This is a genomic window from Streptomyces cathayae (assembly GCF_029760955.1).
Lineage (GTDB): Bacteria > Actinomycetota > Actinomycetes > Streptomycetales > Streptomycetaceae > Streptomyces > Streptomyces cathayae.
In genome coordinates this window covers 4,932,012-4,946,217 of sequence record NZ_CP121682.1, presented here as the reverse complement: position 1 = coordinate 4,946,217, position 14,206 = coordinate 4,932,012, and the positions used below count along the sequence as shown (strand labels likewise).

Annotated in this window: 15 protein-coding genes; 9 read left to right on the top strand and 6 right to left on the bottom strand. The window is 70.2% G+C overall.

Annotated elements, in window-relative coordinates:
- The first annotated feature begins 311 nt into the window (after window positions 1-311).
- Window positions 312-656: a hypothetical protein gene (locus PYS65_RS22665; protein WP_279335770.1), complete on the top strand. Its 345-nt coding sequence runs from the start codon at window positions 312-314 to the stop codon at window positions 654-656.
- A gap of 335 nt (window positions 657-991) precedes the next feature.
- Here the strand turns inward: PYS65_RS22665 and PYS65_RS22660 are convergent, their stop codons facing one another.
- Both PYS65_RS22660 and PYS65_RS22655 read right to left on the bottom strand, forming a co-directional pair.
- A complete protein-coding gene (locus tag PYS65_RS22660; protein WP_279335769.1) occupies window positions 992-2,101 on the bottom strand; it encodes a helix-turn-helix transcriptional regulator in 1,110 nt (369 codons plus the stop codon).
- Window positions 2,102-2,323: 222 nt separating this feature from the next.
- Window positions 2,324-2,659, bottom strand: a complete 336-nt coding sequence (locus PYS65_RS22655; protein ID WP_279338037.1) for an MmpS family transport accessory protein — start codon at window positions 2,657-2,659, stop codon at window positions 2,324-2,326.
- A gap of 176 nt (window positions 2,660-2,835) precedes the next feature.
- On the opposite strand from PYS65_RS22655, the gene PYS65_RS22650 reads away from it, so the two are divergent.
- From PYS65_RS22650 to PYS65_RS22620, 7 genes are all read left to right on the top strand, one after another.
- Window positions 2,836-3,384 carry a SigE family RNA polymerase sigma factor gene (locus PYS65_RS22650; protein WP_279335768.1) on the top strand — a complete coding sequence of 183 codons (549 nt, stop codon included), beginning with the start codon at window positions 2,836-2,838 and terminating at the stop codon, window positions 3,382-3,384.
- On the top strand, window positions 3,381-4,319 hold the full coding sequence (locus PYS65_RS22645; RefSeq protein WP_279335767.1) for a hypothetical protein: 939 nt from the start codon (window positions 3,381-3,383) through the stop codon (window positions 4,317-4,319). Before PYS65_RS22650 ends, PYS65_RS22645 begins: the two co-directional genes overlap by 4 nt.
- A gap of 93 nt (window positions 4,320-4,412) precedes the next feature.
- Window positions 4,413-4,622 (top strand): hypothetical protein, encoded by a 210-nt coding sequence (locus PYS65_RS22640; RefSeq protein ID WP_279335766.1) that lies wholly within the window; start codon window positions 4,413-4,415, stop codon window positions 4,620-4,622.
- Window positions 4,623-4,751: 129 nt separating this feature from the next.
- A complete protein-coding gene (locus PYS65_RS22635) occupies window positions 4,752-5,675 on the top strand; it encodes a hypothetical protein (protein ID WP_279335765.1) in 924 nt (307 codons plus the stop codon).
- 324 nt (window positions 5,676-5,999) lie between these two features.
- Window positions 6,000-6,665, top strand: coding sequence for a DUF4232 domain-containing protein (locus tag PYS65_RS22630; protein ID WP_279335764.1), 666 nt, complete (start codon window positions 6,000-6,002; stop codon window positions 6,663-6,665).
- Window positions 6,666-7,060: 395 nt separating this feature from the next.
- Window positions 7,061-7,381 carry a DUF6191 domain-containing protein gene (locus tag PYS65_RS22625; RefSeq protein ID WP_279335763.1) on the top strand — a complete coding sequence of 107 codons (321 nt, stop codon included), beginning with the start codon at window positions 7,061-7,063 and terminating at the stop codon, window positions 7,379-7,381.
- 65 nt (window positions 7,382-7,446) lie between these two features.
- The gene (locus PYS65_RS22620) at window positions 7,447-9,621 is read left to right on the top strand and encodes a TerD family protein (RefSeq protein ID WP_279335762.1); all 2,175 of its coding nucleotides are present in this window, start codon (window positions 7,447-7,449) and stop codon (window positions 9,619-9,621) included.
- 166 nt (window positions 9,622-9,787) lie between these two features.
- On the opposite strand, the gene bla is transcribed toward PYS65_RS22620, so the two are convergent.
- A complete protein-coding gene (gene bla / locus PYS65_RS22615; protein ID WP_423836111.1) occupies window positions 9,788-10,717 on the bottom strand; it encodes a class A beta-lactamase in 930 nt (309 codons plus the stop codon).
- A gap of 158 nt (window positions 10,718-10,875) precedes the next feature.
- Here bla and PYS65_RS22610 point away from each other — a divergent pair, with 158 nt between their 5' ends.
- Window positions 10,876-11,580 (top strand): TOPRIM nucleotidyl transferase/hydrolase domain-containing protein, encoded by a 705-nt coding sequence (locus PYS65_RS22610; RefSeq protein ID WP_279335760.1) that lies wholly within the window; start codon window positions 10,876-10,878, stop codon window positions 11,578-11,580.
- Window positions 11,581-11,627: 47 nt separating this feature from the next.
- Here PYS65_RS22610 and PYS65_RS22605 read toward each other — a convergent pair whose 3' ends face one another.
- The 3 genes from PYS65_RS22605 to PYS65_RS22595 all read right to left on the bottom strand — a co-directional run bounded on the left by PYS65_RS22605 (window position 11,628) and on the right by PYS65_RS22595 (window position 13,948).
- Window positions 11,628-12,623: a phosphotransferase gene (locus tag PYS65_RS22605; RefSeq protein WP_423836165.1), complete on the bottom strand. Its 996-nt coding sequence runs from the start codon at window positions 12,621-12,623 to the stop codon at window positions 11,628-11,630.
- Window positions 12,624-12,661: 38 nt separating this feature from the next.
- Window positions 12,662-13,147, bottom strand: coding sequence for a hypothetical protein (locus PYS65_RS22600; RefSeq protein ID WP_279335758.1), 486 nt, complete (start codon window positions 13,145-13,147; stop codon window positions 12,662-12,664).
- Between the two features lie 195 nt (window positions 13,148-13,342).
- Complete coding sequence (locus tag PYS65_RS22595; RefSeq protein ID WP_279335757.1) at window positions 13,343-13,948, bottom strand: hypothetical protein; 606 nt, start codon at window positions 13,946-13,948, stop codon at window positions 13,343-13,345.
- Window positions 13,949-14,206 lie beyond the last annotated feature (258 nt).

Genomic DNA, 14,206 nt, shown 5'->3' with positions numbered 1-14,206 from the left:
CTCCCATCGTCATGCCCGCCCCACCCTTCCGATGCCGCCGCAGTACATGCGTACACCTCGCCCCGGCGGCCGGGGCGGCCCGCCGCGGGTCGCGGTGATCACCGCAGGGGCTCCGCCGCAGTGGGTCCGGCATTCACCGCGGCAGACCCGTCCCGGACGTTTCTCGGACAGGGCCCTGGCCAGGCCGGACAGTCCATGCCCTGTCCGGGACAGCTTTCTCCGCTTTCCTCCTTCTTCGTCCTTGCCATTCTTGAGGCCGTCAGCCGGGGACGTCCCGGCTGAATCCGTAAGCAGCTGAGAAGGAGCACATCGTGCGTATTCGTTCCGCTCTTGGTGTCGGACTCGGGGGAGCTGTCCTCGCTCTCGGTGCCGTGGCCGTTCCCGCACAGGCCGTCGAGGCAGCACCGCAGGGCGCGCTGGCCCTCCCCTCGTGGTGCACCAACGGTAAGCCGTGGGATGAGGACGGCAGGACGTACGGGGTTCGCTGTGACGTGACCTTCGCCTACTACGCCAAGGTCACCTGCACGAACGGCAAGAGCACGAAGATCGCCAGGGGGGTCCAGACGAACGACAACCGCTGGTCGTACGCCTACTGCACTTCCCACGGGAGCAACTGGCGGGTCGTTCCGGGCACGGGAGGACCCGTCAGGGCTTGATGACTCCCGGAGACCCCCGACTCCGGAGTGGGCCGGACGCGCAGGCAGGCGGCACGGCGGCTTGTCGTCACTCCGGTGACGGCCTCGCCCGCACACCCGAGGTGCAGGCCTGGCGTAGGTCCCCTTGACGGGGGAGTGTTCACAGGAGGGGCGCCCGAAGGCACAGAAGATGGCTTCCGGCGCCCCTTTCGACTGCACGTCTCACGCTCGTACGCCGGCGGGAGGGCCCCGGGAAGCCGGTGATGTACGGGTGGCACCTCATGGGCGGGTCGGGTTTCCGGACGACGAGAGGTGGGACCGGGTTCGGTGGTGGGTACGCGTCCGGTGACGGTGTGTCACTCCGGCTCGATGATGAACACCTGGCCGTTGGCGTCCTGCACGGTGCACCGCTGGGCCACGGCCACCGCGCCCGCCTTGTCGGAACCCTGGGAGCCGTCGGGGTCCTCGGCGCTCTCGCGGATGCCGACGCACAGGGGTTCCGCGTCCTGGGCCGGCCTGAACCGCCAGTGGTCCGTGCCGCCGCCGGGGGCGGGCTCGATGCGGAACCGTTGGGCGGTGCTGCCGCCCCGGCAGGCCTTCCAGGGCCAGGGTTCGAGCATCCCGTGGAACGGCCCCCCGTCGAGGACGGTGAGGCAGCCGGGGCCGTGGTCCGGGTGGTCCCACTTGATGAGGTACAGGCCGTCGGACTCCCGTTGGAGGTACGTGCGTGGTGGCACCGCCTCCGTGCAGGGCCGCTGCACCGCGACCGTCTTGGTGTCGCCGTCCACCCGGGCCTCCCCGTCGGTCAGGCACAACGTCGGTGCCCCGACCGGCCGTACCCGCGACCACCCTGGAGTCGGCCCGGCCGCCACGGGGGTGGCCGCCGGGCTCATGGGGACTTCCGGGCCGGCGCCCTTGGAGTCTCCCGTCCGTTCGTCGTCCGGCAGCAGGACCACCGCGGCGATGACGAGCAGGACGACCGTCCCGAGCGAGGCCAGCGCGACGAGCGGGGCGGTACGCGTACGACCGCCACCGGCGGCCTCTCCTTTGGCGGTCTCGCCCTCGGCGGCCTCGCTCTCCGGGGCGCGGCCCGTCCCCGGAACGCGGTCGGCGTCCAGGGCGCGATCGGACTCCGGCGCATGGCCGGCCCCGGAGGCTTCCGGCCTCTCCGCGGCCGCGAGGCGCTCGTCCTCCGCGAGCCGTTCCCGGGCGGCGAGCCACTCGGCCACGTCCTCCCCGGGGCCGCAGGCCCGTACCAGCGCCGCGACGAGCTCGGCCCGCGGCAGTGCGTCCCTGCGCAGGACGTCCGCGAGGGTGCTGCGGGCGAGCACGTCGCCGCGTTCGGCGGCCTGCTCCTCCAACTGCCGGTAGGTCAGCCCGCTGTGCTCCTTGAGCCGCCGCAGCAGTCCGACGTACTCGGCCGAAGTCCGCGCCCCGCCGGGCTCCAAGCCGCCTAAGATCGCCATTCCGTCATTGTCGCCACGCGCCTCACACCCGGCAATCCCCGTCCCGGCCACGTCGGGCATCCCGCTACCGCCGTTCCGGACAGCCTTCCGACCTGCCCGGACAGCCCGGCCCTTGTCCCGGACAGCGCGAACCGTTGCCGGACAAGATCCCGCGGCCCAGGCTCTGTTGATGTCGCCGCAGGCCGGACCCACGGGGGTGGACCGGCCGCGGCGGCCATCGGCTCAGCCGACGATCGGTGAGACGGCGACGCAGCCGGTCACGGAGACCGTGCCCGCGTCGGACTCCTCGGCCAGGGTCCTGCCCTTGTGGAGGATCTTGCAGGAGAGGTCGCCCGAGCCGTCGGCGTCCACGGTCACCGGTATGACGACGGGTGCCTCGATGCCACGCAGCCTCACCGTCTTCTTCCACGGCAGCGTGGGGTTGTCCACCGTCTCGAGCTTCGGGTCGGCCGCGTCCCCGCCGCCTGCGTTGAAGTCGATGGAGTCGACCTTCTCGCCGGTCACCTCATAGGTGACCTCGTACTCTTCGTCGAGCTGCCTGTCGACTTCCTCGACCAGCTCGTCATCGTCCCAGGCCGGTCAGCCGACGTGACGACGTCGTCCCAGGGGACGTTCGACACTTCGGTCCCCGCTGGTTGTTGTCAGCGGCCCCGTTCACCTGTCCGACGAGACACCGGATCCCGGGCAACCGAACCCGCCGAAACCGTGGTCTGGAGGGTGAGGGAGGGTGCTTGATGCAGGTCGAACAAGAGGCCGAGTTCCAGGAGTTCGTCACAGCGCGGTGGTCCCATCTCGTACGGACCGCGTATCTGCTCACGGGCGACGTGCACCACGCCGAAGACCTGACTCAGACGGCGCTGGCCAAGGTGTACCGCTCATGGCGGCGCGTCTCGCGCAGCGACAGGCCGGAGGCGTACGTCCGGCGGATACTGGTCAACTGCAACAGCGACCGGTTCCGCAAGCGGCGGGTCACGGAGACGCTGACCGCGGTGCCGCCGGAGGTGGCCGGGCGCGACGAGGCCGCCTCGTGGGCCGCCGAGCGCAGCGCCCTGCTCGCGGCGCTGGCCGGACTGCCGCCGAAGCAGCGGGCGGTGATCGTCATGCGCTACTGGGAGGACCTGTCCGAGGCCGAGGTCGCCGAGGTGCTCGGCTGCTCGCCCGGCACGGTCAAGAGCCAGGCGTCCAAGGCGCTGGCGAAGTTGCGTACGCATCCGGGGCTCGCGCAGGTCGTGGACGGACCTGTCCGCAGCCGAATGCCGTCCGGGCAGGGAGGCAGGAAGTGAACGAGGAGCAGAAGCAGCGGGGGACGGGAACCAGCGGGGACTTCGAGGAGCAGCTGCGCGAGCTGCTCGCCGAGGACGCGAACACGATCCGGCCCGCGCCGGTGGCGTACCCGGCGATCCGCCGCCGGGGCACGATCGAGCGGCGGCGCCGGGTGGCGGCGGCCGGGGCGGCCCTGGTGACGCTGGCGGCGATGCCCGTGGGGGCGTACGCGCTGGCCGACGGGGATGCGGGCGGGAACACGGTGGCATCGACACCGCCGGTCAGCGCCCCGCCGCGGACGTCGGCGACGCCGTCCGCGCCGCCGGCGGGGCCCGCGCGGCCGGCCACCAAGGACCAGCTCCTCGACGGGATCACCTTCGGGCAGGCCGTCGACGGGCTGGAGAAGTGCCTCGCATACGACCGGTCGCACGCAGGCGGCCCGTCCGACTTCCGCACGGACCTGGGCGCGGCCGAGGACTACCGGATCATCCTGGCGATGAACAGCACCGGCGACTCCAACGCGTCCGGCGACGGCATGTACGTCGTCGCGGTGAAGGAGCGACCGAAGCAGACCCGGCTGATCTGCACTGTGAAGGACGGCGAGGCAAGCGGCCTCAACACCAGCGTGGGCTCCGACGATGTGCCGGGCGCCGGCCCCGTGACGGCCGACAGCAACGGCGGCAAGCTCTACCGGCAGTCGGTCCTCGACCGCGGCAACTGGAAGCTTCCGTTCCGATGGGGTGTCATCGGCACGGTCGAGCCGTCAGTGGCCCGGGTGACCGTCTCCTACGGCGGCGCCACCAGCCAGGCCGCCCTGGACCACGGCTGGTTCGTCGCCTCTGACGTCCTGGACCGGCAGGTCACCGTGGCCCCGCGCATCAAGGGTTATGACGCCGACGGCAAGCTGGTCTACGACTCCGACGAGGACGAGAGCTACGAGAAGCGGCTGCCGTAGCGCCACCCGGCCGGGGGCGCCGCACAGGGGACGGCGCCCCCGGATCTCGGTCAGCGGTGCGGCACGGGGGCCTTTCTGGTCGCCGGTGCGGATGTGGCGATCCATACCCGCCGCTTCAAGGCCCAGGGCGCCGGCGCCGGTGAGCAGCTGCGCGACACCGCCGCCGAGGGCCTGGACGAGGTCTGCTTCCGCGACGGCGGCCGCCGCGCCCGCGGCCTGAAGGTGGAGTTCACCGATGTGGGGCACCCGGCGTTCGACCTGGAGCAGCCGACCGGACACCGGGTGTCACGCTCCCGGCTGTGAAGGGGCGTCTCAGTCGGCCGCTGAGCGCTTCGGCCGGCCGGTGTGGTTGTTCGGCAGGTCGGGCGGGTTCTGTGTCGCTCTCTGCTGCGGTCAGGGAACCGGAGTCGATCGCCCGGCATGATCATACGAATGACGCAGGGAAAGAACGCGGGGCGCGCAATCGCTCATCTGGTGGCTGTCTGGCTGGTCGGATGCGCCCTGACCTACGTGCAGTTGATGGCGGCGCTCGCCACCCTCTTCACCGGCGGAGCGGCTCCGTTCGCCGCCGTTCTCGTCGGTGTGGCTCTTCTGTCGGTAGTCGTGCTCGCGGGGTTCGGAACCGCCGTCCGCACGCTCGTGCCGCTCATGCGACGGGCGCGCGGGCTGTGGGCATGGGCAGTGAGCGTCTACGTGCTCGGCACGGTCGGCGCGTTCGGGGCCGCCGTGGTGAACTTCAAGATCAATCACCTGGAGAACGGCCTTCTGCTCTACCCGGCCGGAGGCACCTGCTACGCGCTCGCAGCCGCGCTCTTCCTTCCGGGCACCCGCGTCAGGCTGGGCGCTCTCGGGGCAGCGACCCTCCTCGCCGTCGGCGGGGTGTACGCCACCTGGGCAGCCACGCAGCCCCCCACTCTCGACGAGTGGCTCACCGCCAACGGCGTGGACCACACCCTGCTACGGGTCGGCGACCCGCCACCGGGCTACGCACTGCACGTCCTGGGCGCGAGCGAGGACGGCTTCGGCGCCGAATACGAGCGTCCCCGCTCCACGCGACTGCACCTCGGCGTGAAACGCGTGGGACACGACACCCGGCGCGTCGACGCGCGCGGCTGCCCCGTCCCCTTCGGCGAACCGATCCGCTGCACGGACGACGGCGGAGGCCGCCTACTGCTGACCTACGAGGGCGGCTACAAGCGCCAGGAACTGCGTCTGCACCGCGACGGCCTGGTCCACACCGTGACCGTGGAAGGTTCCCCCACCGATCTGTCCGCAGCCCGGCACATTCTGTCGACGCTCAGGCCGGCGACCGACGCCGAGCTCGCCGGCCTGCTGGAGCTGCCGATGCGGCGTTGAACACCCAAGGGGTGTCGGCGATCGGCAGGACGGCGACGCGGCCGGTCACGGAAACCGTGCCCGCGCCGGACCCCTCGGACAGGGTCTTGCCTTGTCGCTCTCCCCCACCACTCCTCGTCGACTGCTTCCCGCGGAAAGCTTCCGCCCGGCGAACCGGTCCGGGCTTCTCCAGCTGTCCGTAGCCGTGTCACCGGTTGGTGACAGCGTTGTCCTGGAGCGGAGACGTCGGCATCCCTTTGGCCCGTGGCCCCGTCATAGTGATCGAGCGACCACCGGAAGCCGTCACGGCTCCGGACTCAACTACCTGACACTCAGGGGGATTTCATGTCCAGCAACCGTCGCAAGGCTTTACTCCTCTCCGCAGCCGCCGTGTGCGGCACCCTGCTGATGACCGCCTGCGAGGACGGGGCCACTCCCACGCCGGACTCCTCGGCGGCCGCCTCGCCCGGTTCCTCCACGGCGGGCGGGGAGAACGGGGAGCCGGGCGGTTCCGGCGCCGACACCGGTGACGGCGGGCGGCAGCCGGTCGAGGAGGACAAGGGGCCGGACGGTTCCGGCGTCGACACGGGCGACGGCAAGCGGGTGCCGGTCGAGCAGAGCTGCGGCGCCAACGACATCTCCTGGAGCACCAGGTCCGAGAGCCAGGCCGGCGGCTACATCCTGATCATGGCCAAGGCGAAGTCGGGGATCACCTGCTACCTGCCCGCCGCGCTTCCGACCGTGGCGTTCGGCTCCGACGGCACCCAGGCGGGGCCCGCGGAGCAGACCGTCGGCGAACAGATCAAGCTGAGCGGGAGCACCACCGCGTACGCCGGGGTGAACCCGAAGACCACCAACGACAACAGTGGCAAGGAACTGGACTCCATCATCGTCGCTGTCGGTGATGACGACCCCAACCCGGTCTCCCTCAAGGTCGGCACCATCACGGTCGACAAGCCGGTGGTCACCAACTGGCACACCGCCCCGGCGGATGCCGTCCCCTTCAGCTGAACGGATCGTGGTGCGCGATCCGTCCCGGGCCCTGTCCGTGAAGTGGCGTCGCCTGTCCGCAGGGCGGGGCTCGCGGTGTCCGGTGCGCTGTGATCGCAAGGCGGAGGGCCGCCCACGTACCGGGCGTACGCGGGCGGCCCGGCAACCCGGGCCACCAGGCCACATGGAGACGGGGCACGGTCGCCTCCGCCACCTGGGGAACGGTTCTGCCTGGCCGAGAGCGCGTGGGAGCCTCCGAGGCTCCTGCGCGAACGACCCGGGCCGCCTGCCCGAGTACGAGGTGTCATCGGCCACAGATGCCTGATCAGACGCGTCGGCCCGCGTGCCTCGTGAGCAAGGTGGTCGGCGGCTGAACCGCCGGGGACGCGGGCGGGCTCGGCCTGGATACTGAGGCCATGGCATCCCTCGTCTTCATGACCCTGCCCGGACTGGTCATCCTGCTGACCGCGCTGGCCTTCGTCGATCAGCTTCTGTTGCATGCGGGCCGGGCCGGCGTCCTTCCGTGGCGGAACGGAGCACGTCAGGGCCAGATATCGGCGACCGGGTTCGAGCAACTGCACGCGACCCTTTCGCCGGGCAAGCAGAACGAACTGAAGGAGCGCCGGTCGGCCCTCCTGATGCGCGACGACGAGGAGGACGGGGCGCCACCGGACCGGACGACGGTGGATCTGGACGGAGGGACCGCGGTCGTCCGGATGCCGTCGGCCGCCCGGTAGGACCTTCGGCAGCGCGGACGAAAACTCCTGTGCGTCGGCTCGCACCGCTCTGCGACCATCCTCGAATGGCGCACAGTCTCGAATCGCTGGTCATCCGGCACACCCACCGCCTTTCCTCCCCCAGGGGTTCCGCAGGTCAAGGAGCCACCGCCGCCCGGCAGTTCGACGCGGCGCTGACGTCCGTGGGCTTCAAGCTCTCGGCGGAGCTGCTGGAGCGGCTGTCGGGGCTGTCCGAGGCCGCGGTCCTGCACACCGCCCAGCGGACGCTGCGCACCGTGCGCGAGATGGTGGGCGACCACGTCCGGCACAACGCGTACTTCATCGACTTCCCGGCGAACGTGCCGGACACCGAGGAGTTCTGGATGCGGTGCGTGGCGGAGGCGCTCGGCGACGACACCTCGCGCGAGAGCGTGCTGACGCAGCCGGCACACGGGGTGCTGAATCTGCTCAGCCTCCCCGCGTACGGCCGCTACCGGCACACCTACGAGGAGATGCTCGCGGCGCAGGGCGAGCTGATCGCCTCGGCGGGCGACCGGGTGACCGTGCTGCACCTCGGGCGGGGCCTGGACGACGAACTCACGGACCTGTACCTGGCCCTGGCGGGCAGCACGACGCCGCTGGGCGAGGAGCACCTGCGCGACCTCAGGACCCTCGCCGAGTGCTGCGCGCTCGGCCCCCAGCCGGAGTCGATCCCGGTCCGGGAGAACCGGGCGGTCGTCAACGAGGCCCGTCTCGCCGCCGGCACGGACCTCCTGCTGGACACCGTCACCGACGTGCTGCGGCTGGCCTGCGCGCTGTCGGGCGGCGACGTCACGCTGCAGGAGCCGACCCGGTTCCGTACCCTCCCGCGGCCGGCCCGCCGTGCGCTGCTCGCGGGCCTCGACGCCGTGGTCGCGGCGAACCCCGCCAAGCTGGCCGACGTGCACGCGCACCGCGAGCCCTTCAAGCGGCTCGGCGAACGTCTCCACCCGCACGAGTACCCGCGCTGGCCGCACGCCGCCGAGGTGTTCGCCGTGGCGCGGGGCGAGAAGGAGGCGCGGTCCTTCGACAGCCGTGTCGAGGAACTGCTCGGCGCGTCCGACGTCCCCGGTGCGGTGCGGCTGCTGGAGTCCGCTCCCGGCAAGCTGTTCCGCGCCCTGGACCTCCTGCTGCGCGGCGCCGCCGACCAGGACGAGCGGGACGCGGTGGTGGCCGCCGCGGCGCGGGTCGCCCCCGAGGTCTCCGGCCGGGTCGTGCTCTCGGTCCGCGAGCACTTCCAGAACCGGGAGCGGGCGACCGGCGCGCCCCGGATCTTCGTCAACAGCCGTGGCCGCGGCTGGGCCGCCCCCGACACCCGGCCGCCGGTCCCCGCCGCCGACCGCGACCGGCTGACCGCCGCCCTCGACGCCGAGCTGCGCCGCAGGCTCCCCGCACCGGGCCGACTGCTGCTCGACCCCGACGTCCTCGACGTGGCGCTCCCGCTCAGCGGCCGGGCGACCGCGGCCGGGCTCGGCGTACTGCCGCGAGGTTCCCTCTCGGCGGTCGACGGCGAACGACTGCGCTTCTTCGTGTACTGGAAGCAGACCGAACACCGGACCGACTACGACCTCTCGGCGCTGCTCCTCGACGCGGACTACACCACCCGCTCCTGGCTCTCCTACACCTCCCTCAGGGGCGGCGGGGGCAGGCACTCGGGCGACGTCACCCAGGCACCCGACGGGGCCTCGGAGTTCATCGACCTGACCCTGCGCCGGGTACGCGGCGCGTTCATCGTTCCGCAGGTCAACATCTACGACGGCGAGGGCTTCGAGGAGGTCGAGGAGTCGTTCTTCGGTTTCATGCTGCGCGACGGTGAACAGAAGGGCCGGCCGTTCGAGCCGCGCACGGTGCGCATGAAGTCGGACCTCCGCGGGGCGGGCCGGGTGGCGCTGCCGCTGGTGTTCCGGCGCGAGGACGGCGGCCGGTGGCGCGCGAAGTGGCTGCACCTGTACCTGGAGGGCGTCTCGTCGGCCAACCGGGTCGAGCAGAACCAGGTGTCGGTGTCCAAACTGGTGCGCGCCGTCGCGGAGCGCGAGCACCTGACGGTGCGGTACCTGGTCGACCTGATGTCCGACGGCACCACCACGGCCGTGGACCTGTGGGACGGCGGGCCGGTCCCGGAGGAACCCGTGACGTACATCGGTCTCGAACGCCCCGAGGGACTGCACCCGGGCTCCCGGGTCATCACCCTCGAAAACCTGCGCGACGTGATCCCGGGCTGAGTGCTAGCGTTGCCCACGGCGAGGCCATGAAGGGGCTTCCTTCTCAAATCCTTTCCTGAACAAGCCCTTTCGCTCTCCTCGCCCTCCACATCGACATCGCCTCGGGCGGTGCCCGCGCTCACCGCGCGAGCACCGCCCGAGCCGTTTTCGGGCCCTGTCCCAGGGGTCAGGTGAGCGCTTCCGCCAGGAGGGTGGCGGTTTCGGCGATCAGTGGGTTGTCGGGGGAGGCGTCGGGCTCGTGTTTCGTCGTGAGGACCGCCATGACGAGGGGTGAGCGGCGGCCCGGGGGCCAGGTGATGCCCACGTCGTGGTTGGCCCCGTACATCCCGCCCCCCGTCTTGTCGGCGACGGTCCAGTCGGAGGGCAGGCCGGCTCGCAGTCTCGCGCCGCCCGTGGTGTTGGCGAGCAGCCAGCCGGTGAGCCGTTCGCGGTCGCCGGCCGCGAGTGCGGTGCCGAGGACCAGACGGGCGTAGGTCCCCGCGATGGCGCTCGGGGTGGTGGTGTCCGTCCTGCGCCACGGTTCGGCGGAGTTCAGTTCGGGCTCCCAGCGGTCGAGCCGCGTCGTCCCGTCCCCGACGGAGCGGCAGAACCGGGTGATCGCGGTGGGCCCTCCCAGCTCCCTGAGCAGGAGGTTTCCCGCGGCGTTGTCGCTGTAGCAGATCGTGGCGGCGCACAGTTCCGCGACCGTCATGCCGTCGGCGAGGTTCTCCGGCTCACCGGTGATCGGCGCGTAGCCGGAGTCCGTGACGTCCTTCCCGGTGTACCGGACGCGTCTGGCCAGGAACTCCCCGTCACGGTCGAGGTCCCGCAGCACGGCCGCGACGGCCAGTGTCTTGAAGAGCGAACAGACGGGGAAACGCTCGTGCGCGCGGTACCGCACCGTCCGGCCGGTGGCGACGTCGCGGGCGTAGACCCCCAGCCGGGCGGAATGCCGCTGTTCGAGATCCCTCAGCCGGCGCACGACCTCGCTGCTGCCCGCGGGGGTCGACGCGTGGGCGCTTCCACTCGTAGGTAAGGCGGTGGCCAGTGCTGCTCCGGCTGCCAGGGCGAGCACGGTGCGCCGGGACGAGGGATTCCCCGCGATATCCATGACCATCTTCTCCTTCGGTCAGGGTTTCCACTGCCGAGAACGTCCGCCCGGATCACCTGGTTCCGTCCGGGGGGAGAGGCGCCCTCGGGCCGAGGAGGAGATCGCCAGGGCTCCGGCGGAGAAAATCCGTACCGTCCCGGCCGGAGAGGGCGGAGACTTTCCGCATGGCCGACATGGGGGCGTTCCGGGAAGCAGTCGTCGCGTGGGACGCCGGTGGGCCGGGCGAGCCCGCGCGTGAGCTGGCGGCGCGGTTGCCCGTCCGGGCGGTCGTCCTGCTCGAAGGGCCGAGCGACGCCGCGGCCGTCGACGCACTGGCCGAGCGGCGCGGGCGGGACCTGGAGGGCGAAGGGGTGTGCGTGCTGCCGATGGGCGGTGCGATGAGCGTCGGGCGCTTCGCCCGGCTTCTCGGGCCGCCACCCGGCCTGGGCCTGCGCCTCACGGGACTGTGCGACGTGCGGGAACGTCGCTTCTACGCCCGTGCCCTGACCGGGGAGGCGGGGGCCGGGGAGGTGGGGGCCCGGGCGGTGGGGACCGGGGCGGCACAGTCGCAGCGGTTCTTCGTCTGCGCGGCGGACCTGGAGGACGAGCTGATCCGCGCGCTGGGTGTGGCGCGGGTGGAGCAACTCGTCGAGGCGGAGGGCGACCTGCGCGCCCTGCAGACCTTCCTGCGCCAGCCCGCACAGCAGGGCCGCACCCCGCAACAGCAGCTGCGGCGCTTCCTCGGCACGAAGAAGGGGCGCAAGATCCGCTACGGTCGCGTCCTCGTCGAGGCCCTCGAACCCGACCGCGTACCCGCCCCGCTCGACGCCTTGCTCGACGCCCTGCTCACCGACCCGCTCGCCGGTCCCTCGACTCATCCGCCGGCCTGACTTCGGCCCGGGGCGGTGTGGGGCCGTGGGGAGGGCTTTCCACTCGGTCACCTCGATGGCAGGAGCGCCAACGCCTCCTTCGCGTTGTGTTCGGCGATCCCGCGCATCGCCGCCCGGTGCGGGAAGTCGCCGTCGAGGAGGCGCAGAGGGCCGGCCACCAGGGAGAGACGCATGGCGAGCATGTAGAGATCGAGCCGTGCCGGATCGAGGCCGGGGCGGGACAAGGCCGTGTACTGCTCACCGAAGCGGAGCTGAAGGAAGACGTGCTCCCACTCGACGTCGAAGAACATCAGCCCCTCGATGTCGATCAGGACCGGACGCCCGGAGGCGTCGACCAGGACGTGGTCGGGCCCGAGTTCGCCGTGGATCAGTCCGTGGCTCGTCCGAGGCGGGACGACTGCGGCCAGCTCCTGGAGGCGGTCGTGCAGAGGACTCGCGGCTGAACCGATCCCGGGGGCCCGTTCCGCCGCGTCCGCCAGATCCTCGAGGGCCCGCTCGAGAACCAGCTGCTCGCACGAAACACCGCTCGCCCTGTCGCCCCGCTCGAGCACGTCCACCCTGCCGTACCGCCGACTGTGCTGCCGGTGCATCACGTCGAGCATGGCGGCCAGCTCGCCCAAGGCAGCCGCCGCACGGGCGGGGTCCGTCGCCAGAAGCGCTTCGAGGGTGCCACCGGCCACGTCCTCGACCACCGCGACGTCCGCCGGGTACCGCCGACGACTGTCGTCGGCCAGGAGCACCTCGGGAACCCGGACCCCGAGGCGGTCCAGCCTCCGCTGAGCGGCGAGGAAGGGGGCCAGCCCGGAGGCGGGGGCGAACGGGTGTGCCGCGTCGGCGCCTTCCGAACCTGGCCAGAAGTTCTCGGACTCGGCCCAGCTGTAGACGATCACACTCACCGCACGCGAACCGTCGCCCCGGACCCGGTAGACCCCCTTCTTACTCCCACCCCGCAACCGGTCCACCGCGACCACACGGAACCCGGACCCCAGCGCCTCGCGCACGATCTGGAGCACAGGGGCGCCGAGTCCGGACTCGGTGGCGATGGCCACGGAGATGTCAGTGGCCTGTACGCCGCTGCGGTTCACCCTTCACTCGCCGGTGTCGTTGGCGAAGCGGAGGAAATCGGGCTGGTTGCCGACCAGAAGTCAGATCGGACGTTTGGAGCCGGAAGCTCCCGCTTCGAGTAGTCCGGGCCGTTCGGACTACTGGCCGGCGAAGCAATCTCGGACTTCTCCACGCAAGGGGTAGTAACGCCGATATGGGCCTGACCGTTGGACCCGACCAGGGCTTGCAGTTGGAAGCCGTCCTGCGTTTTGAAGTTGACAGCAAATCCGTTCTCACTTGCCGCAACGAAACTGTAACCACTGTCCTTCCAGTGGCCTTCCAAAACACCTAGAAAGCTGCCGCGTCGCTCTTCCGAAATCATCGTCATGACGGAACGCTCGCGATCCACATAGCAATCACCCGGCATGGAGTAAGCGTGCGTCCACTGAACGGGGGGATTTATGGCCGCCAACGTCTCATCCAGAATGCTGTCCGCTCTGTCAGCGGCCTCCTGCATGTTCATCCGCGTCTCCCGCTTCTTGGCAGAGGATCCAGAACCGGCCGACCCACATCCGGCAAGCATCAGAACCAGCGCCGCGGCTGCCCAACGGGAACTCTGCCTCGCGGCGTTAGCACGCATCACGCTTGGAGCGGGGTTGACGGTATTCCCCTGCACATGCCAGCGCAGGGGGATGGAGACGGATTTCCTGAGTCATCATCAGCCCGCAGGCACTGTTGGTGATGCTGCAGAGATTGACGTGGTTGACGACCAGAAGTCAGAGTGGACGTTGGGACGAGGAATGGGGTGATCGTAGTCGGGACCGTTGGCTGGAGTTGCGGGATCGTCAACCTCGGACGGCTTAACACATGGGGAATCAACCTCGAAGGCGACCTGCCCTGCGCCACCGACTGCAAGGGAGATGCCGAACCCGTCAGACGATTGAGCGAAAATAGCCGGGAATTCCCCACTCTTGTTTACAGACTTGATCATGTACCCGCTCTTCTCCCAGAAACGCTGCACGACTCCAAGAAAGTCCCCTCGACGCTCCTTGGAGATGATGGTCATCACCATACGCGAGCGAGAAACATCGCAACTACCTTCAGAAGTCCCGCTATGAGTCCATATAACTTCAGGCTTGATTGCGCTCAAAGTCGCATCAAGCATCGAATCTGCACGCTCACCAGCCTGCTGCATGGTGATATCCATAACCGCCCTATGACTTTCTTCTGGAGCTTGTTTTGCAGCGTTAGAGGCTACGTCGCAGCCGACCAGCGTGATGACACCTGATGCAACGATCAGAGGCGCTCTCCGCGACTTCTTCATCGAGGTCGCTCCAACTGGATACCACTAGAATTTCCCGAAATTATCAAAGCAATATTTTTGATGACCCCTCACCCTTCTTCGGGTTGAAGTAATTTGAGTGAGCAGGTGTCGGCCCTTGCCCGTCGATGAAGGGCCTCGGTCAGCCATCCACCCGGAAGCGACGAGCATCGAACTCTTTGCCCGCCAGGTCGGTTCCGAGTCAGATCTCATTTGGGCCAGCATGAGTATTCTGTGCCTCGCGCCCGGCGCCCCCTACCC